This is a genomic window from Sphingomonas sp. R1 (assembly GCF_025960285.1).
GTDB lineage: Bacteria > Pseudomonadota > Alphaproteobacteria > Sphingomonadales > Sphingomonadaceae > Sphingomonas.
In genome coordinates, this window is sequence record NZ_CP110111.1 from 2,244,354 (window position 1) to 2,263,635 (window position 19,282).

The 19,282-nt window shown below is 67.5% G+C and carries 17 protein-coding genes; 3 read left to right on the forward strand and 14 right to left on the reverse strand.

From position 1 onward, the window contains the following. Positions 1-65 precede the first annotated feature (65 nt). A complete protein-coding gene (locus tag OIM94_RS10835; protein ID WP_264606744.1) occupies positions 66-1,529 on the reverse strand; it encodes an esterase-like activity of phytase family protein in 1,464 nt (487 codons plus the stop codon). A gap of 167 nt (positions 1,530-1,696) precedes the next feature. Between OIM94_RS10835 and OIM94_RS10840 the strand changes: the two genes are divergently transcribed. Continuing rightward, a complete protein-coding gene (locus OIM94_RS10840; protein ID WP_264606745.1) occupies positions 1,697-3,103 on the forward strand; it encodes a M20/M25/M40 family metallo-hydrolase in 1,407 nt (468 codons plus the stop codon). Between the two features lie 41 nt (positions 3,104-3,144). After that, positions 3,145-3,807 (forward strand): ligase-associated DNA damage response endonuclease PdeM, encoded by a 663-nt coding sequence (pdeM, locus tag OIM94_RS10845; protein ID WP_264606746.1) that lies wholly within the window; start codon positions 3,145-3,147, stop codon positions 3,805-3,807. A gap of 53 nt (positions 3,808-3,860) precedes the next feature. On the opposite strand, the gene OIM94_RS10850 is transcribed toward pdeM, so the two are convergent. The 6 genes from OIM94_RS10850 to OIM94_RS10875 form a co-directional block, all read right to left on the reverse strand. Then, positions 3,861-5,225, reverse strand: a complete 1,365-nt coding sequence (locus OIM94_RS10850; protein WP_264606747.1) for a PQQ-like beta-propeller repeat protein — start codon at positions 5,223-5,225, stop codon at positions 3,861-3,863. A gap of 148 nt (positions 5,226-5,373) precedes the next feature. Then, positions 5,374-6,099 (reverse strand): head GIN domain-containing protein, encoded by a 726-nt coding sequence (locus tag OIM94_RS10855; protein WP_264606748.1) that lies wholly within the window; start codon positions 6,097-6,099, stop codon positions 5,374-5,376. A 111-nt stretch (positions 6,100-6,210) separates the two neighbouring features. After that, positions 6,211-6,744, reverse strand: coding sequence for a CarD family transcriptional regulator (locus tag OIM94_RS10860; RefSeq protein WP_010545041.1), 534 nt, complete (start codon positions 6,742-6,744; stop codon positions 6,211-6,213). A 255-nt stretch (positions 6,745-6,999) separates the two neighbouring features. Further along, positions 7,000-7,338 carry a ferredoxin FdxA gene (gene fdxA / locus OIM94_RS10865; RefSeq protein ID WP_264606749.1) on the reverse strand — a complete coding sequence of 113 codons (339 nt, stop codon included), beginning with the start codon at positions 7,336-7,338 and terminating at the stop codon, positions 7,000-7,002. A gap of 67 nt (positions 7,339-7,405) precedes the next feature. Continuing rightward, complete coding sequence (locus OIM94_RS10870; RefSeq protein ID WP_264606750.1) at positions 7,406-7,717, reverse strand: RNA-binding S4 domain-containing protein; 312 nt, start codon at positions 7,715-7,717, stop codon at positions 7,406-7,408. Beyond that, on the reverse strand, positions 7,710-10,187 hold the full coding sequence (locus OIM94_RS10875; RefSeq protein ID WP_264606751.1) for a helicase-related protein: 2,478 nt from the start codon (positions 10,185-10,187) through the stop codon (positions 7,710-7,712). The genes OIM94_RS10870 and OIM94_RS10875 overlap by 8 nt, the downstream gene beginning before the upstream one ends. Positions 10,188-10,421: 234 nt before the next feature. Here OIM94_RS10875 and OIM94_RS10880 point away from each other — a divergent pair, with 234 nt between their 5' ends. Next, entirely contained in the window at positions 10,422-11,903 is a 1,482-nt protein-coding gene (locus tag OIM94_RS10880) for a M23 family metallopeptidase (RefSeq protein ID WP_264606752.1), read from the forward strand. A 46-nt stretch (positions 11,904-11,949) separates the two neighbouring features. Here the strand turns inward: OIM94_RS10880 and OIM94_RS10885 are convergent, their stop codons facing one another. The 7 genes from OIM94_RS10885 to OIM94_RS10915 all read right to left on the reverse strand — a co-directional run bounded on the left by OIM94_RS10885 (position 11,950) and on the right by OIM94_RS10915 (position 19,209). Beyond that, positions 11,950-13,623, reverse strand: coding sequence for an ATP-binding protein (locus OIM94_RS10885; protein ID WP_264606753.1), 1,674 nt, complete (start codon positions 13,621-13,623; stop codon positions 11,950-11,952). Between the two features lie 67 nt (positions 13,624-13,690). Further along, complete coding sequence (locus OIM94_RS10890) at positions 13,691-14,413, reverse strand: TIGR02186 family protein (protein WP_264609884.1); 723 nt, start codon at positions 14,411-14,413, stop codon at positions 13,691-13,693. 38 nt (positions 14,414-14,451) lie between these two features. Further along, positions 14,452-15,366, reverse strand: a complete 915-nt coding sequence (locus OIM94_RS10895) for a sulfite exporter TauE/SafE family protein (protein WP_264606754.1) — start codon at positions 15,364-15,366, stop codon at positions 14,452-14,454. 70 nt (positions 15,367-15,436) lie between these two features. Then, on the reverse strand, positions 15,437-16,456 hold the full coding sequence (locus tag OIM94_RS10900; protein WP_264606755.1) for a hypothetical protein: 1,020 nt from the start codon (positions 16,454-16,456) through the stop codon (positions 15,437-15,439). Beyond that, entirely contained in the window at positions 16,453-17,847 is a 1,395-nt protein-coding gene (locus OIM94_RS10905; RefSeq protein WP_264606756.1) for a glycosyl transferase family protein, read from the reverse strand. The genes OIM94_RS10900 and OIM94_RS10905 overlap by 4 nt, the downstream gene beginning before the upstream one ends. A gap of 244 nt (positions 17,848-18,091) precedes the next feature. Continuing rightward, positions 18,092-18,613 (reverse strand): RcnB family protein, encoded by a 522-nt coding sequence (locus OIM94_RS10910; protein ID WP_264606757.1) that lies wholly within the window; start codon positions 18,611-18,613, stop codon positions 18,092-18,094. Positions 18,614-18,729: 116 nt separating this feature from the next. Next, positions 18,730-19,209, reverse strand: coding sequence for an outer membrane protein assembly factor BamE (locus OIM94_RS10915; RefSeq protein WP_264606758.1), 480 nt, complete (start codon positions 19,207-19,209; stop codon positions 18,730-18,732). Between the last annotated feature and the right edge of the window lie 73 nt (positions 19,210-19,282).

The window sequence follows — 19,282 nt, forward strand, 5'->3', positions numbered from 1 at the left end:
CGCCGGAACAGCGGCAAGCCCCGGCCGTGGCGGAACCCGACCGGTCCCGCCGCGGCCGCGCGGCATCAGGCGAGCGACGCAGCGCGGCGGCGCCGCCGCACCATGCCGCCGATCGCGCCGACGCCGGCGAGCAGCATTGCCCAGACGCCCGGCTCGGGCACGGCGGCCGCCGCGACCGACTGGGCGACAAAGCCCGGCAGATCCTTGTCCTGGAATCCGAAGACATAGAATTGGTTCGCGCCCGCCGTCGCCGGCACGAAGTCGTTGTCGTTGGCGATGTACAGCGTGTGGTAGGTGGCGCCGTTATAGGCCACGTCCTGGCCGAAGCTGACGCCTTCGATCTTGGCGGGCACGTTGGCCCCGGCAACGCCCTGCTTCGCCAGCTCGTTCACCAGATCCAGGAACGGCGATGCGGACTTGGCGATTGCCTTGTCCAGCGCCGCCTTGCCGCTGAGATTGGTGATGTCCACCGCGCCGTTCAGATCGATCAGGAACAGCTGCTTCACCTTGGCGACGCTGCCGTCGCCCAGCCCCTTGCCGTCGCGCTCGTCGACCAGGAACTGATGGTCGTTGATCGCCACGATCTCGCTCACGCCCGAGCCGTTGGTGAGCTTGTAGCCATATTCGTGCGTGGTGCCGGTCGCGATGTCGATGGTGACGATGCGCACCAGCTTGCCCGCCTTGTCGGCATCCTGCTCGAGTGCGGCCTGCATGATCCCGACCAGCGTCTTGCCGTCGGGCGTGATCGCCAGGCCTTCCATACCCTTGTTGGCGACACGGCCGATCGTATTGCCGGCGATCTCCGTATCGCCCTTGGGCGACAGATTGGTGGCATAGAGGTTCGTCGGCAGCGTGAAGGTCTTGACCAGCGCCCCGGTCGCACGGTCGAACTGGCGGACATAGGGGCCGTATTCGTCGGAGATGAACACGCTCTTGCCGTCGTTCGAGACGCGGATCGCCTCGGGATCGAACCGCGCATCGACCGGATTGCCCGAGGAACCGGCGGCAAAATTGTCCGACCGGCCGCTGAAGTAATATTGCCCCGTGCGGTTGACGACGGGTGCGCCCGAGCCGAGCGGCGTGCCGTCCGCCTTGCTGCCCAGGCCGGCACCGCTGCCATATTGCAGGGCGGTCGGGCTGTAGAGCAGCGTTGTCCTGGCCAGCTGCGGAGTCAGCGTGAACGGCAGGCCGGCGCTCGGGTTCGCCGCCAGGGTCATCGTCAGCGTCTGGAACCGGCTGATATACGAGGTCGTGTCATCCACCGCGCTATTGTACGCGGTCGCGTTGGGGCCGCGATCCGGCACCGCCAGGAACACGTTGCCGCCGGCATGGGTGAGGCCGGACCCGATGCCGCCCAGAATATCCGCCGGCAGGCCGTTCTCCAGCTTGTAGCTGAGGCCCGACAGGTCCTTGCCGGCGCCCGCCTTGCTGCCGGTCAGCTGCCCCTGCGCGAGCAGAACGAGCTGGGCCTGTGCGGGCAGGATCGCGGCACAGGAAAGCGCGAGGCCGAGTACGGTCTTTCGAAGCATGATGGTCCCCCCTGAACCCGCCGTTTCTCGGCGGAAACAAAGCGTTAACCTTGTTTTGTGACCGATCCGGGACTCTCGGAAACAGTTTGCAACACATGTCGGGGAAACCGACACCCGCCCCGTTGCCGGGCTTGCGACCCTGCCCTGCGCAACATAGCTGAGACGGCATGACCGACTCCGTTCTTGCCCTTGCCGATGCCCAGCTCGATGCCAGCATCGATCGCCTCGCCGCGCTGATGCGCGTACCGTCCATCTCCACCGATCCGGCCTATGCCGCGGACTGCCGCCGCGCCGCCGAGCAGCTGGCCGCCGAGTTGGCCGAGCTCGGCTTCGCCGCGCGCGTCGCCGATACGCCGGGCCACCCGATGGTGGTGGCGCATCACGATGGGGACGGCCCGCATGTGCTGTTCTACGGCCATTACGACGTGCAGCCGGTCGACCCGATCGCGCTGTGGACTCGCGATCCGTTCGATCCGTGGATCGACACGCGTGCCGACGGATCGAAGACGATCGTCGGTCGCGGCGCTTCCGACGACAAGGGCCAGCTGCGGACCTTCGTCGAGGCATGCCGCGCCTGGAAGGAGGCCGAAGGTCGCCTGCCCTGCCGCGTCACCATCCTGTTCGAAGGCGAGGAAGAGTCCGGCTCGACCAGCCTGGAGCCTTTCCTCCACGCCCATGCCGAGGAACTGAAGGCAGACTTCGCACTGATCTGCGATACGCTGATGTGGGATCGCGACACGCCCGGCATCACCATCGGCCTGCGCGGCATGGCGGCGGGCCAGGTCACCGTCCGCGGGCCGTCGCGCGATCTGCATTCGGGCCTTTATGGCGGCGCCGCACGAAATCCGCTGCAGCTGCTTGCCGCGATCCTGGGCGAGATGAAGGATCCGGAGGGCCGCGTGACGCTCGACGGCTTTTACGACGGCGTGCCGGATACCGACCCTGTGGTGCTGGAGAGCTGGAACAAGCTCGGATTCGATGCGGCCGAATTCCTTGGCGAGATCGGCCTGCGCGTGCCGGCGGGCGAGACGGGCAAGACCGTGCTCGAACAGGTCTGGTCGCGCCCGACCGCCGACATCAACGGGATGTGGGGCGGCTATACCGGCGAGGGATTCAAGACGGTAATCCCGGCCGAAGCCCATGCCAAGGTGAGCTTCCGCCTCGTGGGTACCCAGGATCCCGACCAGGTGTGGGAGGCGTTCCAGGCGCATGTGCGCCGCCGCCTGCCCGAGGATTGCTCGGCCGAGTTCGTCACCCGCGGCCCCGGCAGCTTCGCGATCAGCCTGGCGAGCGACAGCGGGCCGCTGGCGGCGACACAGAATGCGCTCGACGCCGAATGGGGCACGTCGGCGCTGCTCGGCTGCGGCGGCTCGATCCCCGTCGTCAATTCGATCCGTTCCATCCTCGGCATGGACAGCGTGATGGTCGGCTTCGCGCTGCCCGATGACAATATCCACTCCCCCAACGAGAAGTACGAACTCAAGAGCTTCCACAAAGGCATCCGGTCTTGGGTGCGCATTCTGGGCGCGCTGGGCGAGACAATCCGCGGCAAGGCTGAGACGGTCGCCGCCTGAGGGGCGTTGACGCCGGCGAATGGACGCGGGATAGGACGCCGATGGTTCCCCTTTCGTTCGCCGGCCATGAGTTTCGCGTGCTGCCCGAGGGCGCGCTCTACTGGCCGGCGCGGCGCGCATTGCTCGTCGCCGACCTGCATTTCGAGAAGGCGAGCTGGTTCGCGCTCAGCGGCCAGATGCTGCCGCCGTACGACACGATCGCGACGCTTTCGGCGCTGACGACGATCGTCGAGCGCCTCGGCCCCACCGAGCTCTGGTGCCTGGGAGACAGCTTCCACGACGTGGAAGGCTGCGAGCGCCTGCCCGCCCAGGCGCGCGCGATGCTCACCGGGCTCACCGGCAGCCTCGCCTGGCACTGGATCACCGGCAACCATGATGCGGTGCTGGTCGATCATTGCGGCGGCACGGTGCACGAGGAAGCCGAGGTGGACGGGCTGGTGCTGCGCCATGAGGCCGAAGCCGATGAGGCGCGACCGGAAATGTCCGGCCATTTCCACCCCAAATTGCGGCTGACCGTGCGCGGGCGTCATGTCGCGCGGCGCTGCTTCGTCGCGACCGGCACCAAGCTGATCTTGCCGGCCTTCGGGGCACTTACCGGAGGCCTGGACGCGGGCCATCCCGAAATCGTGCGCGCGGTGGGGCCCGGGGCCGAGGCGCTGGTGGCGACGGCACACAAGCTGCTGCGCTTTCCGCTGGCCGCCTGACCGGCGCACGCCCGGGCTCGCAGTCCCGGCCCAGGCGCGGCGGCCGGCAGGCCTTATTTCAGCTTCACACCGTGCAGGCCGGTGGTCGTCGAGATGATCAGATAGCCCTCCGGCGTGATCGCCAGCGAGCCGCCATAGGTGGTCTTCCAGACGACCGGGTAGTTGCTCTTGGTCAGATCGACCGCGTAGGTGGTCGCGCCGTTCGACACGAACAGGTGGCTGTCCGATACCACGACGTTGCTCGTCAGGTTGCCGGTGCCGCCCACGTCGATCGACCCGGCGACCAGGCCCGTCGACGTGTCGATCAGATCGACGATCGTGCTTGCCGAGCGCGCTGCGTACAGCCGGTCCGCGCGCACGGCGGGATCGCCGATATAGCTGTAGCCGGTGCGCCACAGCGGCTTGTCCGCAAACAGCGAATAGGCCGCGATCGGCAACGCATCTCCACGCTGACGATTGTCCGTGAAGGTGAAGATATGCCCGTTGCTGTCCAGCATGGGCGCACCGACATAGCTGCCAGAATAGCTGATCCCGGTGCGGGTGAAGAACGGGTTCTGGATGGATTTGGCCAGCGTGCCATTCCGCTTCAGTACCACGAGCGAACCCGCCTGGAAATAATAGACATAATATTGATCGACTGCGACGCTCTCGCCGTCCATCACATAGCCGCCATATTGGCCGCCGATCTCGGCGCGCCACAGGCGATCGCCCGTCACCACGTTCGCGCCGAACACGACGTTGCCGTAATAGCCCGAGCTGAAAAATAGTTCGTCGCCGACCGGGGTCGGAACGCTGCCGTCGCTGAACTGCGCGTCATAGGTGACCGTGCTTACATAGCCGCCGGTCGCCGCATTGATGATCTGCATCGGCACAGAACCGGAAGTCATGTTGTACGGCATCGACATGACCCGGCCGTTTGCATAGGCCGGGCCGTACGGGCGCCGATCGGGCGCGTAGCCGCTCGTTCCGACGTCGAAGCCCCACTGCGTCGCGCCGGTCGTGGTCGAGACGGCATAGGTATAGACGTGCCGATCTGACTTCACGACGTTGAAGAACACGCTGCCGGCACGTGCGGCGACCTCGCTCGGCGCACCTGCCGCGCCGATCGTCCAGGCATCGGCGAAGCTTGCCGTTGCGAAGCTTGCGCGAACATATCCGGTGTGGCCGGGATCGCGCTGCAGCGTCGACCAGTTCTCATCCGCCGCGAGCGGGGTCGGCGGAAGCAGCGCGGTCGGGCTGGGCGTCGGCGTCGGAACCGGCGTGGGGGTAGGAGTGGGCGTCGGCGTCGGAGTGGGTGTCGGCGTCGGGGTGGGTGCGACGACCACCACGCCGCCGCCGCTCGATCCACCCCCGCCCCCACCACTGCAGGCGCTTGCCAGCAAAAGGACGGCCAGCGGCGCCAGCGCAGTGTGCTTCATACTTCCCCCCGACATGTTCGAACGTAAAACGCTGTGACGTTCCTAATATCAACGGGATCGTTTCGGCAACCGGCCGGCCGCCATTATTGGGCGTTCACACCCGGTTGCACGAAAATCCTGTGGAACACCGACTATCGGGGCGCAGACTTCACGAACAGGTTGCGGTGCCAGAGCCCATCTTGCTCACCTTGCACTGTGCCCCGCCGCGCAGTTCGACGTCGCCCGATCCCAGGATCGAGACCGAGGCAGGCCCCGCCACGTTCGCGCGCACGCTGCCGGAACCCGCGATGGAGATGTCGGCGCCCTTGGCGGTGAACTGCTGCCCGCGCAGATCGCCCGAGCCTGCGATCGACACGTCCATCTTGTCCGCCCTACCGGCCACCGCGATGTTGCCCGAGCCTGCGATCGACAGCGACGCCTCGCTGGCGGCCATCGCGGCGATGTCGAGATCGCCCGATCCTGCAACCGCGCCGTCGAACTTGCCCTCGACGCGATCGATCCGCATCGTGCCCGACCCTGCGACGGCGCCATCGCTCAGCCGCGGCATGACGATGTGGATCTTGGCAGCATTACCCTTGTCCCACATCACGCCGGCGCGCTTGCGGCGCCCGACGTTGAGCGTCTTGCCGTCCAGCTGGATCTCGAGCTGATCGAGCACGGCAGGATCCCCCTCCGCCCGCACCGAAAAGGCGCCCCCGGTCCGAACGTCGATATCGTCCGAGCCCTTCAAAGCCACGCCGGTAAAGCCGCTCGCTGCGAACGTGCGGCTGGTGCCGGCGCCGCTCGGTTCGATCTTGGTGCCCTTGGCATCGTCCCAACTCGCGTGACAGGCGGTGGCGACGGGCAGCAGGGCAAGGATAAGCAGCGAACGCATGGCGGGTCTCCCGATCGTGTGTTGTGCCCATAATACACAATCGATGCGCAACGAAAAGGGGGCGTGAACCCAAGGTTCCGCCCCCTCTTGCGTCCGGTCCGGATCCGCGCCTCAGGCGGGAACCTTGTCCTTGTTGTGGATCGCCGCGGCCTTGCGCAGGATGTCCAGGATCTTCTCCAGCGCCGCCGGCTCGTCGATCTCTTCCATCGCGGCCAGCTCGCGGGCGAGGCGGCTGGCCGCGCCTTCGAAGATCTGGCGCTCGGAATAGCTCTGCTCGGGCTGGTCGTCGGCGCGGAACAGGTCGCGGACCACTTCGGCGATCGACACCAGGTCGCCCGAGTTGATCTTCGCTTCATATTCCTGGGCGCGGCGCGACCACATGGTGCGCTTGACCTTGGGCTTACCCTTGAGCGTATCCAGCGCTTCCTTGAGCGTCTTGTCGCTGGAAAGCTTGCGCATGCCCACGCTCTCGGCCTTGTTGGTCGGCACGCGGAGCGTCATTTTCTCTTTTTCGAAACGCAGGACGTAAAGTTCGAGCTGCATTCCAGCAATTTCCTGCTTCTGCAGCTCGATCACACGGCCAACGCCGTGCTTGGGGTAAACGACATAATCGCCGACATCGAAGGACAGCGCCTTTGCAGCCATGTGCGAGGAACCTTTCGTGAATTACCGGCCCCGGTTGGATTGCGGACCCCGCCCAGGCGCGCGGTACGCGGCGGACGGGAAAACACGGGGCATACGCTAGCGTCTCCGGGCGAAGGCGAGTCTTTCTGCCTTCGTCGCGCGCTATTTAACACGCTCGTAATAAAATTACCAGTGAAAGGTCACCCGCACCGCGCAGAAATCCATGCGCATGCTCCATTTCGGGCCGCTCACGCCGCGCAGCAGGGCTGCCGACGCTCAGTCGCCCGAGCCGGGGTTCGGCGAGAAATATTTGTCGAACTTGTCGGTCTCGGCCTTCATCGCATCGGCGTCGGCCGGCGCTTCGCCCTTGACCGTAATGTTCGGCCACTGCTCCGAATAGGTCCGGTTGAGCTCGAGCCACTTTTCCAGGCCGTTCTCGGTATCCGGCAGGATCGCCTCGGCCGGGCATTCCGGTTCACACACGCCGCAATCGATGCATTCGCTCGGATTGATGACGAGCATGTTCTCGCCTTCGTAGAAACAGTCGACCGGACAGACCTCGACACAGTCCATGTACTTGCACCGGATGCACGCGTCGGTGACGACATAGGTCATTGGGAAAACGGTCCTTGGTTGCGAACGATCAATGCGGGGGTCCTGCTATGCGCGGCCGACGCTCACGTCAATCGCCGGACATCTCCTGAACGCCGCGATCGGTGACGAGATCCTCGTAGCAGGCACGCGCCTCGCCCGGTGGGCCACGGCGGATGGGCAATGCCTCGACGCGGAGGACCCGCACCTTGCCCTGGATCGGGAAGGCCAGGATCGCGCCGATGCGCACGGAGGCAGACGAGCGTTCCACGCGCCGGCCGTCGATCCGCAGCAGGCCCTTCTCGCACAGCGCCTGCGCGGCGCTTCGCGTCTTCACGATCCGCGCGTACCATAAGAAGCGATCGAGCCGCATGGCGGGGCCATGGCCGGGCGCCTCAGCCATTGCGGAGCACCGCCAGCGCTGCAAACGCGTTTCCGGGCACCGAGACCGGCTTGGGCTTGGCAAGCGGCGTCAGGCCCTGCCAGATCCAGCGCTGCGGTGCGTCGGCATCCCCGCGCGCGGTGCGGAAGCCGAGTTGCGCCATCAGCCGCGCGATCGTATCGGGCTTGAGGCCGATCGAGGTGGCGAGTGCAGGATCGGGTGCGAACGGCTTGCGCCCCTGCCGCGCATCATGGGCCGATTGGGCGATCCGCTCGACCAAGTCGACCCGCACGGCCTGCGCGCCGAAGGGTCGGAAGCCGTGGAGGAGATCGGCACCCTTCGCATCGCGCGGCAGCACGACCGCAGCGTCCGGCGGGCCGCATTCCAATCCCATCAGCGCACGGCGACGCGTGGCGGCGCGCGGCTTGAGCAGCGCCGGCGCGAACACATCCAGCGTGCCGATCGTCATCCCGATCTTGCGCAGCCGGTGCCGGGCGGCACCATCCAATGCCTCGATCATCCCACCGGCGGCGCGGCGCGGCAGCAGCCCGCCCTGTTCGAGGAGCGCATTGGCCAGCGCGCGCAGCGGCGCGCCGGCGGCCGACTCGCGGGTGATCGCGTCCAGCTTGGCGAGCACCGGCAGGTCGGCGGCCACGCGTTCGGCAAACCAGCGCTCCAGCCGCGCCTGCACCGCGGCCTTGGCCTGCGGGTCCAGAACGTCGAGCGCGCGATCCAGCTGCACGCGCGGACGCACCAGATTCGCACCGGGCTTGAGTAGCGCAACATCATGCCCGCGCCAGTGGATCGCGGCGCCGATCTGTACCAGCTCCGCATCCGGCGCATCTGCCAACGCGGCGCCACGCCTGCGATACTCCCCCGCCAGTCGCTTCTCGGCCGCCGCGAGAAGCATCCGCTTGTCCCCCGCACGTGCCTCGGCCGCGACCTTGAACCGGAAACCTTCGAGCGTGCCGAGCGGATGCTCCTCGACGCTCACCTCGCCCTCGGGGCCGATCGTCACCGGCAGGGTGGAGGCGTCCGCGCCGATCTGGCGCAGCAGCACGGTCGTGCGCTTGTCGACGAAGCGCTGGGTGAGGCTGGCATGGAGCGCGTCGGACAGCTTCTCCTCGATCGCCCGCGTCCGCTCGGCCCAGTGCGCGGGCTCTTCCAGCCAGTCGGCGCGGTGGGCGATATAGGCCCAGCTGCGTGCCGCGGCGATGCGCCCCGCGAGCGTCTCGACATCGCCGCCCATATTGTCGAGCCGCTGAATCTCGTCGGCAAACCATTGGTGCGGTACATGTCCCCGCCCTTCGGAGAGATGCCCGAACAGTCTTCCCACGAAGCGTGCATGCGGATCCACGCCGAGCTTGCGGAAGTCGGGCAACCCGCAGGCCGCCCACAACCGGGCAACGGCGCGGGGCGAGCGCACCCGCGCGCGCACCCAATCCTCCTCGGCCAGCCGCTTGAGCACCGCGAGGTCGGTCGCCTGTGGTGCGGCGCGCAGCACCTCGGCCTGCGGCTTGCGCTCCAGGCTCGCGACCAGCGCGTCGATGCTGGCGAAATCGGGCTCGCCCTCGCGCCAATAGAGATGTTCGAGCCTGGGCACCTGGTGCCCTTCGATCGCCAGCACTTCCTCGGGGGTGAAGGCACTCGGCCCCTCCTCGTGGAGCGCGCCGAAGGTGCCGTCCTTCTGGTGCCGCCCGGCGCGACCGGCGATCTGCGCCATCTCGGCGATGGTCAGCCGGCGCTGGCGGCGCCCGTCGAACTTGTGGAGCGAGGCGAAGGCGACATGGTGCACATCCATGTTGAGCCCCATGCCGATCGCGTCGGTAGCGACGAGATAGTCGACCTCGCCCGCCTCGAACATCGCCACCTGGGCGTTGCGCGTGCGGGGCGACAACGCCCCCATCACCACCGCCGCGCCACCGCGCAGCCGCCGCAGAGCCTCCGCCACCGCATAGACTTCCTCCGCCGAGAAGGCGACGATCGCCGAGCGACGCGGCAGGCGGGACAGTTTCTTGGCGCCCGCATAGCTCAGCGTCGAAAAGCGCGGTCGGCCGACGATCTCGGCCTCGGGCACCAGCGCCTTGAGCATCGGCCGCAGGCTGTCCGAGCCGAGGATCATCGTCTCCTCGCGACCCCGCGCGCGCAACAGGCGATCGGTGAAGACATGGCCGCGTTCCGGATCGGCACCCAATTGCGCCTCGTCGAGAGCGACGAACGCGGTTTCGCGCTCCAGCGGCATGCTCTCGGCCGTGCAGCAGAACCAGCGCGCCTTGGGCGGCAGGATCTTTTCCTCGCCGGTGATCAGCGCGACCTCGGTCGGGCCCTTCATCCGGACGACGCGGTCATACACCTCGCGCGCCAGCAACCGCAGCGGGAAGCCGATCATGCCGCTGGCATGGCCACACATCCGCTCGACGGCGAGGTGGGTCTTGCCGGTATTGGTGGGCCCCAGCACTGCCGTGACGGGCGAACGGGCGAACTGGCTCATGTTGCTTTCAAGATCGTCGTCCGGGCGGCGTTAGGCAACTCCCTCGCACCGCATTTCTACAGATCCGCGACGGTTGCGGCCGGTTCGGTCCCTTCACCGCACGTTCCGCACGGGTCACCGCGCAGGGAGTCCACGGATTCCAAACTTAATTTGACTTTAAGGGCATGATTCCAGAGTGATTCGATGGACGCGCCGCTTTTGCCGCGCGCAAACGGGTCTTAGGGGCAGCACCGCTTGTTCTTTCGCGACGATCATGGCTCGGGCCTGGCCGGTGGCGGCGGGGGCCTGGCGCGCGCGATACCGGCGGTCGTGGTCCCGGCGCGGATCGGCAAGCGGCTGGCGACGCTGGACCTCGTCCCCGATCTCGGTGCCGATATCGGCTCGCGCACATGGTTCCGTGGCGCGGCAACCTGCGCGGCGTTGTGCGCTGCTACCTGGATGCTGTCCCCCGGTTTCGATCGGCCGATCATCGGGATCGCGCCCGCGCCGCTGCGAGGTGAGGCGAACGAGGCGCAGCAGGCGCAGGCGATCGCGCCGCTCGCGAAAGGCGCGCGCACCGGCACCCACGTCGCCGCGACCGTCCTGGTCAAGCCGCTGACCGACACGCCGGAGCGGCCGATCATCGAGCATGAAGCGCGGCTGGGAAGCGGCACGATGCTGCGCAGCGTGCTGCAGCGCTCGGGCGTCGGCGAAGCGGATGCCGGGATCGTCGCCACCCTCGTGTCGGGCGCGATGCCGCTCGGCCAGATCCAGCGCAACACCGTGCTGGAAATGACCCTGGGCCGCCGCGTCGACACGTCGCAGCCGCGTCCCCTCGAGAAGCTTGCCTTCCGTGCCGCATTTGACCGGCGCATCGAGATTGTCCGCACGGGCGCTGCGCTGGCGATCCGGTCGATCCCGATAGCGATCGATCGCACGCCGCTGCGCGTGCAGGGCCTGATCGGATCCAGCCTCTATCGCTCCGCCCGCGCCGCCGGCGCGCCCGCCAAGGCAGTGGAAGGCTTCCTGCGCACGCTGGCCAGCCGTGTCTCGGTCTCGAAGCTGGGATCCTCGTGCAGGTTCGACATGATCCTCGGCCAGGCCCGCGCCGCCACCGGCGAGGTTCAGTACGGCCAGCTGATGTACGCAGGGGTCACCGGCTGCGCGAACGGCATCCAGCTCGCGCCCTGGGAAAGCGACGGCAAGACCGAGTGGTTCGATGCCAGCGGCACCGGCGGCCGGAATGGCATGATGAACATGCCGGTCAACGGCCGCTTCTCCTCTGCCTTCGGCATGCGGATGCACCCAATTCTCGGCTTCAACCGCATGCACAAGGGCATCGACATCGCCGCGCCCTACGGCTCACCGGTCTATGCCGCGGTCGACGGCGTCGTGCGCGTGGCAGGGGGTGCCTCGGGCTATGGCAATCTCGTGCGGATCGATCATGGCGGCGGCTTCGCCACCGGCTATGCGCATCTCAGCAAGGTGATGGTCCGCCCCGGCCAGTCGGTGCGCAAGGGCCAGCAGATCGGCCGCAGCGGCAATTCCGGCCTGTCGACCGGCCCGCATCTGCATTTCGAAACGACCCGCAACGGCCAGGCGGTCAATCCGCGCGCGGTGTCGTTCGTGTCGGTGCGCCGCCTCACTGGCGGGGCGCTGGGCGCGTTCCGGGCGAAGCTGCACGGACTGATGGCGGTCCCCGTTGGCCACGGCGTGCAGAAGGACGCGGCGGAGTAGACGGTCGTCCGCCCAGCTTGCGCTGGGACAACGGCGTACTGCTGACTTATCGCCCCTGCGCCCGCCAGCGGCGGATGGTCCGCTCGATGCTCGCCTCCTCGCCGCCTGCCTCACGCCACAGCTCGGAGAAGAGCGGGTCGTCCGAGGCCGGGCGCTTCTCCGGCTCGAGATCGTCGAACAACAGTCGCACCGGCGTCGCCACGCCTTCCCCCACCGCGATACATTCCCGGTTGCGGAGCGCCGGGATCGCATCGAGGAAGCCGCGCGCACCCTCCGGCATCGCCGCGCGGACGAAGGCCTGGTCGCGCTCGTTGTTGAGCCGCATCGACAGGATGGTGCCGCACTGGGAGAGCACGCCTTCGGCGAGGTCCGAGGGTCGCTGGGTGATCAGCCCCAGAGACACCCCGTACTTACGCCCTTCCTTGGCAATCCGGCTGAGGATCCGCCCGACCGAGGAGCCATCGGCATTGCGCTCGTTCGGCACATAGCGGTGCGCCTCTTCGCAGACGAGCAGCACCGGCCGCTTCGCCTCGCCCCGCGACCAGATTGCATAGTCGAACACCATCCGGCTGAGCACTGCGACGACGACGCTGGTGATCTCGTTCGGCACCCCCGACACGTCGATGATTGAAATGGGCTTGCCGCCGCCGGGCAAGCGGAAGATGCGCGCGAGGAACGCCGCCATGGTGTCCGCGACGAGCATGCCTGAGAACATGAAGGCATACCGGGGATCGCCCTTCACCTCGTCGATCTTGCTCTTCAGTCGAAGATAGGGCGCCGTGTCGGTCGCCTTGTCCATCTTGCCCATGTCGAGCGTGAGGGCGTTGGTGAGGTCCGACAGGAGATAGGGCACCGGCGCATCGACGGTAAGCCTGCCGATCTCCTGCCCGATCCGGTTCTTGGCGCGCGCGGCGAGCAGGCATTTGGCGAGGATGTCGGCGTCCACCTGCCGCTCGGGCCCGGCGCTGGTGAGGAACACCTCGCAATGTTCCTCGAAGTTCATCAGCCAATAGGGCAATTGCAGGTTGGATACGTCGAACAGCGCGCCGTTGTGCTGGAAGGCCCGGCCATATTCGCCGTGCGGATCGATCATCACGACATGGCCCTGGGGCGCCAGCTGGCAGATGCGGTGCAGGATCAGCGCCGCTGCGGTCGACTTGCCGGTACCGGTGGAACCCAGCAGAGCGAAATGCTTGCCCAGCATCGCATCGACATAGAGCGCGGCACGGATATCGCGGGTAGGATAGACGGTGCCGGCCTCGATATGCGCGCGATCCTCGGCCGCGTAGATCTGGCGCAGATCGGCAGTGTTGACCGGGAACACCTCCGCACCCGGCGTGGGATAGCGGGTGACGCCACGGCGGAAGCGGTAGAGCTTGCCGGTCAGCCGCTCCTCGTCGCCCTCGCCAAGAAAATCGATCGCCGCCGCGATCCGCTTGCCCGAGGGATCGAGCCGCGCCGTCCGGATGCTCGCGACCAGCCACGCGTTGCCCACCCGGATCTTGACCTGCGCGCCCACTTGCCCGGCATTGGCAAGAGCGGTGTCGCCGCTCCCGGCAAGCGCATCGACTTCGGCGAGATCGAGCAGCACCTGGCTGGATGCACCCGCTATCTCGAAGACCGCGCCGATCGCGCGGGGGCCGCCGGACAGGCGCGGGCCCGGCGCACTGCTGCTGCGCTCCTCGCTTTCGAACCCGCCGACGCGAAACTGGCCTTCCATCGTGCATCCCCCAAAAAGGCGGACAGGGGATGCAACGGAGGGAGTTAAGACGGGGTGTGCGTACCGATCAGAATCGGCGCCACAGCGCGCCCGCCCCCCAGCCGAACAGGAAGGAGACGCCCACTGCCACCAGGCCGTAGACGATGCTGTGCTGATCGGCGCTGGTGGCCACGAAGCGCTCGAACCCCGATTTGCGAATCGCGATCGGCCGCACCGCCGCCGCCAGCACCCGCCCGTCGCGGATCAGGAAGGTCTCGGCGGTGAACCGGCCCACCGGCACCCGTGCCGGGATGGTGAGCCGCGCGCGGTAGAGCACGCCGCCGGTGATCTCGACCGCGCCCGGCGCCTCGTAGAACAGCCCGGTGCGCCGCTTGAGATCGACCAGGCCCTGATCGAAGCGCTGCTGCACTTCGGGTGCCGCGCCCGAGGCTGGCGAAAGCTGCAGGCTGTCAAGGCCGAGTTCATAGATGGCCCGGGTCCGCTCATCCACCAGCTGGCCGATCGGTCGCGACGAGGCCATCGCATAGAAGCTGGGCGCCGATCGATAGCGCATCTGCGCGGCGTTGACCCAGATGCCGGCGACCTTGGACTTCTCCCGAACCACCACCGACTCCGTGGGGCCCTTGATCACCACCACGATATCCGCCGGGCGCTCGCCCTGCTGCGGGGCGCTGCCGCCCGGATAAAGGATCGCGCCGAACAGCAGCAACTCGGCGCCGGTGAAGCTGTAGGCGATCTCGATGTCGCGCTGCGACACATCGGGTACCAGCTCGGGCTTTGCCTGCGCCATCAGCAGCGGCGCGAACAGCACCAGCGCCCAGGCCTTTCTCACGCCGCGCCCACCGAATAGAGCTCGTCCGGCCGCCAGGCGAGGCCGAGCAGCATGCGCGCGGCGACCGTTAGCACGATCAGCGCGAGGATCAGCCGCAGATATTCGGGCTTGGCCTTCGCCGCGAAGCGCGCGCCGAGCTGTGCGCCGATCACCGAGCCGACCAGCAGCAGGATCGCCAGGACGATGTCGACCGCCTTGGTGGTCGTCGCGTGCACCATCGTCGCCACGGCCGTGGTGAACAGCGTCTGGAACAGCGAGGTGCCGACCACCGTCTGCGTGCCCATGCCGAGGATGTAGAGCATCGCCGGCACCAGGATGAATCCGCCGCCCACGCCCAGCAGCATGGTCAGCACGCCCGTGAACACGCCGAGCAGCAGCGGTGCGAGCGGCGAGATGTACAAGCCCGAGGCATAGAAGCGCCAGCGGAAGGGCAGCGCGGCGACCAGCGGATGATGGCGCCGTTTGCGCGCCTTGGGCGGCTTGGCACCGCGAGAAACCCGGATCGCACCGACCGATTCCTTGGCCATCAATCCACCGATCGAGCCGAGCAGCACCACGTAGAGGATGCCGATCACGACGTCGATCTGGCCACTGGCCTGCAGCAGCTTGAACAGCCATGCCCCCAGCAGGCTGCCGAGGATGCCGCCGGTGACGAGCACCGCCCCCATCTGCACGTCCACCCCCTTGCGGCGGAAATGCGCGAAGACGCCCGAGACGCTGGCCCCGGTCACCTGACTTGCCGCGGAGGCCGCTGCCACGGTCGGCGGGATGCCGTAGAAGATCAGCAGCGGCGTGGTGAGGAACCCCCCGCCCACCCCGAACATGCCGGAGAGGAGACCCACGCCTAGCCCCAGCGCCACGATCACGAGCGCGTTGACCGATAGGTTGGCGATGGGAAGGTACAGATCCATGCGGGCCTAGACCTAGCCCGTTTCGGACGGCGTGCGAAAGGGCGAACCGGTGCTTTTGCGATCCCCGCCTTCAGAAGTCGCTGCCAAGGGTGATCGCCACGCCGGAGCCCGGCCGAGCGTTGCCCGCCACACGCTGGCGCCAGTCCAGTGCGAGCCGCGCCTGCGCCGCGCCGATCGGCAGCGTGGCTACCAGCGTCGGCCCAAGGTCGAGCCGCTGGGCCTCGCGCTGCGCAGCCCCCCATGCCCCTAGGCCGAGCGCAAGGCGAATCGTGCGGCGCTGGACAACCTCGCCGATCAGGCGCAACGCGCCGTCTGCATAGCGCTCCGTCCGCGCCCGCCGGATGGCGCCCGCCTGGCCATAGGCTTCCAGCCGGAAGCCCGGCGCGATCGACTCGGTGAGCCCCGTGACCACACCCACGGCGGGGCCGCCATGCACCCCGTCCAGCGCCACCCGATGCTCCAACACAAGCCGGACCGGTGCCCGCAGCGGCTGCCAGTCGATCCCGATCGCCGCCTCGGTGCCGCGGCCCCGCAGCGGCCCGGCAACGCGCGCATAGCCGGCCAGTCGACGACGCGCGATCGGGCGAAAGGCGAGGCGGAAGCCGGCCTGACTTCCCCCGAGCTGGCCAGCGCCGGGCGCCGCGCCAATGCCGCGGCCCGGCCGCACGACCAGCCAGCTGCTGAGCTGCCAGCGATCGTGATAGGGCAGCGGCACGACCGGAAACGCAGGGTTTGCCGCAGCCGGCGGCTGCGGTCGCGGGAGCGTCGACCCGATCTGCGAGGCTGACGCTTGTTCGTCGGGCGGCAGGGAGAATGCCGCAGGTACAAGTGCCGCGCTGAACGGTGCCGGCTGCGGCTTCGCGAACGGCACGGAATGCGCGGTCGATCCGGAGAACGCGCGCACCGGCAGCGGAGCCCGTTCCACGATCAACGACCGGTGTCGGAACATCGAAGGGGGGATCGGCAACGATGCTGGCGGCGGCGTGGCGGGCGCGTCCTGCGGCGACAGCATCGCCACCCGCACCCCGATCCAGCCGAGTACGACCGCGCCGACGAACCGCAAGGGTCGCCCATGGCCCCGGGCGCTCATGCCGCAGCCGTTGCGGCAGATGCCATGGAAGCCGCCCCCGCGTCGGGGAAATGGTGCGCAGTCTTGTCCCACCGCACCGGGCCGCCCAGCAGCAGCCGAACATAGATGCTCAGCGCCCGCCGCGCCGCGAGCAAGCCGATATAGTTCGCGACGATCATGCGCGGGGCCGAGAGCAGGCCCTCGCCGATGCCATAGAGTCGCGTCACGAGCAGCATCCGCACCAGCAATCGCCAGCCGAGCAGCGCCATGTTGAGCGCAATGCCGGTAGCGAGCCACGCGTCCAGGGGCGGCGGGGCGGTTCCCGTCCAGCCATGCACGCCGCTGGAGAGGCCCCACAGCAGCAGGCTCGCATAGGCGATGGCGAGCACCGGCATCGCCAGCGTGACGCGGCGGTCGCGCATTCGCATCCAGTGATCGCACCAGTCCCAGGGCCGCCCCCAGCCGGTGCGATCCCAGCCGGCAAGCGCTATTCCCGCCATCCAGCGTGCCTTTTGCCGCACCGATGCGGGGACCGTCGCCGGGAAATAGGCCCGCACGGCCACCGGCGGTCCGCCGGCGGACTCTGCCACCCGCACAAACGCACAGCGCTCGCCCATCGCGCGCAAGGCGAGGCCCAGTTCGTAGTCCTCGGTCAGACTGGTCGCGTCGAAGGGCTGGCCGCGCGTCGCGGCGATCCGGCGCAATACGTCACAACGGATCGCGCAGCCGACACCGGCCAGTGGCAGGCTGGCGCCCAGCATCTGCCGCACGAGCAGGGTGAGTCCGTGAGACTGGGCAAACTCGTCAAGATAATGGCCGGAGACGAGCAGCGATCCAGGCTGGCGCAGCGGCGTGACCGGCAGCTGCACGGCACCGTTGCGCTCGATCGAGGCGGCATAGACGGCAAGCTCCTGCGGATGGACCACGTCTTCGGCATCGTGCAGCACGATCGCGGTGAAGGCCGCATCCTCCGCCGCCTCGTCGCGTTCCAGCGCCCTCCACAGACCGTTGAGGCAGTCCGCCTTGGTCGTCGGCCCCGCATGCGCTCCGATGACCAGCCGTACCCGAGCATCCCCTTGTGCCACGCGCGCCACCGCCGCGATGGTGGGCGAATCGTTGGGATAGGTGCCGACATAGATGCGATAGTGCTGCGATGGCCAACGCGCGAGCATCGCTCGCAGCATCGGCTCGATGACGGCGGACTCATCCCATGCCGGCACGAAGACGGCAAAGCGATGCGAGCACTCGGCGCAATCTTCCGGCAACCCTTTCACCGGACGGACAGATCCTCGCACACGCAATAAAATGTAGAGGCAATCGATCAGTAGGTCATCAACCCCGCCGATCAGCATGAATACAACGGATACGGCAAATAGTTCGCGGTTCACCGCATCGATCGCGTCGATGATCATCGCTCCAGCCCCAAGCGAAGTATCCGAGTCGGACGCGGTTACTATCTAGAATCGACTATCCTATATCAACCTATATATGCATATTCGCAGCAAAGGTTTGCGAGCGTGTTGCCCGTTGCCAAGTCACGGGAGCTGCTGCGGAACTCGGATTACCGATCAGGCGTTTCCTCCGAATCCGATGCTTTTGGACACCCGAACTTTCGAACCGGCCGGCCCTTCGGGCGCGGCCGGTTCTTTTTGGCGGTTACCTGTAGAAACCGGGCAGGACGCGAATCACCGCGCCACGTCGCGTGTCGACCAGCAACACATCGTTATAGTGCCGCACCCAGGCGCGGCCGAGACCCGGCTGGGGCAGATGGTAGCGCCACGGATCTCCGATCAGGTAGCGCGGCCCGTAATAGGCGGTGCCGATCCGCGCGCCGGGCTGAAACCGGTTGTAGCGGAACGGGGCGCGCCACTCGCCGCGCGCATAGAGCGCGCGATTGTGATCGCGCCAGCTACGCCAGTCATTGTCTGCCCAGCGACGGTCGCGGTCGCGCAGGTCCTCGCGATATTCGCGGTGCGCATCGCGCAGGTCGCGGCGCTCCTGGTGAATGCGGCGCGGGTCGCCGGTGCGCTCCGCACGTCGCAGGTCACGTTCCGCATCACGGATGTCGCGTCGGTCGCCACGCAGTTCCGCCTGGGACTGCGCAATCGCAGTTGCCGGCACCAGCAGCGCAGGCGCCGCGATCGCGGTCAGCAAGGCGATGGGTACGAGCTTCTTCATCGGTCTTCTCCATACTGGTCAAGCCCGCCGATCCTGGGACCGGCTTGAGACCGGAAATGCAGAAGCCCCGCTGAACGATCCGCGAACGCAATCGTCAGCGAAACGACAGGAACGGCTTACTGGCCGCCGCCACCGCTGCCGGGGGCGCCACCAGCCCCGGGCGCGCCGACCGTACCGATATTGCCGAACAGATCGGAGAAGAAGCTGCGGCGCCGGCCCAGGGTCGGCGTGGTCTTGCCATAAGGGCTGATCGACGCGACGAGATCCACCCCGGTTTCGTCCACCGAGGCGACGTTCCCGCTCGGATCGAACCGGACGCGCAGCGTGGTCTGGGTCTTTACCTTGGGATTGCGGAAGGCGAAGTTGCTGCTGTCGCGCGCGACATAGAACCACTCGCCCTCGTTGAACTGGCTGGTAAAGCTGGGGTGGCCGAGCGTCTGCAGCACCGAATCGCGGGTATCGATCCCAGGCTGCACCGAAGCGACCAGGTCATGATCGACCACATAGCCCTGATGCGTCCGCACCGGCGTACAGGCGGTGGTGCCGAGCACGACCAACAACGCGGCGGTGCCGAGCGTGCGAACGGGAAGCGACATCAGGATCTCCAGGCAAACACATGCGACCCCCGGATTGCATCGCGGGCCGAAGGCCTCAATATGCGGCAAAATG

Coding starts and splice junctions, on each gene's coding strand:
- OIM94_RS10835 (WP_264606744.1), bottom strand. CDS start 1,529: ATGCTTCGAAAGACCGTACTCGGCCTCGCGCTTTCCTGTGCCGCGATC.
- OIM94_RS10840 (WP_264606745.1), top strand. CDS start 1,697: ATGACCGACTCCGTTCTTGCCCTTGCCGATGCCCAGCTCGATGCCAGC.
- pdeM (WP_264606746.1), top strand. CDS start 3,145: ATGGTTCCCCTTTCGTTCGCCGGCCATGAGTTTCGCGTGCTGCCCGAG.
- OIM94_RS10850 (WP_264606747.1), bottom strand. CDS start 5,225: ATGAAGCACACTGCGCTGGCGCCGCTGGCCGTCCTTTTGCTGGCAAGC.
- OIM94_RS10855 (WP_264606748.1), bottom strand. CDS start 6,099: ATGCGTTCGCTGCTTATCCTTGCCCTGCTGCCCGTCGCCACCGCCTGT.
- OIM94_RS10860 (WP_010545041.1), bottom strand. CDS start 6,744: ATGGCTGCAAAGGCGCTGTCCTTCGATGTCGGCGATTATGTCGTTTAC.
- fdxA (WP_264606749.1), bottom strand. CDS start 7,338: ATGACCTATGTCGTCACCGACGCGTGCATCCGGTGCAAGTACATGGAC.
- OIM94_RS10870 (WP_264606750.1), bottom strand. CDS start 7,717: ATGGCTGAGGCGCCCGGCCATGGCCCCGCCATGCGGCTCGATCGCTTC.
- OIM94_RS10875 (WP_264606751.1), bottom strand. CDS start 10,187: ATGAGCCAGTTCGCCCGTTCGCCCGTCACGGCAGTGCTGGGGCCCACC.
- OIM94_RS10885 (WP_264606753.1), bottom strand. CDS start 13,623: ATGGAAGGCCAGTTTCGCGTCGGCGGGTTCGAAAGCGAGGAGCGCAGC.
- OIM94_RS10890 (WP_264609884.1), bottom strand. CDS start 14,413: ATGGCGCAGGCAAAGCCCGAGCTGGTACCCGATGTGTCGCAGCGCGAC.
- OIM94_RS10895 (WP_264606754.1), bottom strand. CDS start 15,366: ATGGATCTGTACCTTCCCATCGCCAACCTATCGGTCAACGCGCTCGTG.
- OIM94_RS10900 (WP_264606755.1), bottom strand. CDS start 16,456: ATGAGCGCCCGGGGCCATGGGCGACCCTTGCGGTTCGTCGGCGCGGTC.
- OIM94_RS10905 (WP_264606756.1), bottom strand. CDS start 17,847: ATGATCATCGACGCGATCGATGCGGTGAACCGCGAACTATTTGCCGTA.
- OIM94_RS10910 (WP_264606757.1), bottom strand. CDS start 18,613: ATGAAGAAGCTCGTACCCATCGCCTTGCTGACCGCGATCGCGGCGCCT.
- OIM94_RS10915 (WP_264606758.1), bottom strand. CDS start 19,209: ATGTCGCTTCCCGTTCGCACGCTCGGCACCGCCGCGTTGTTGGTCGTG.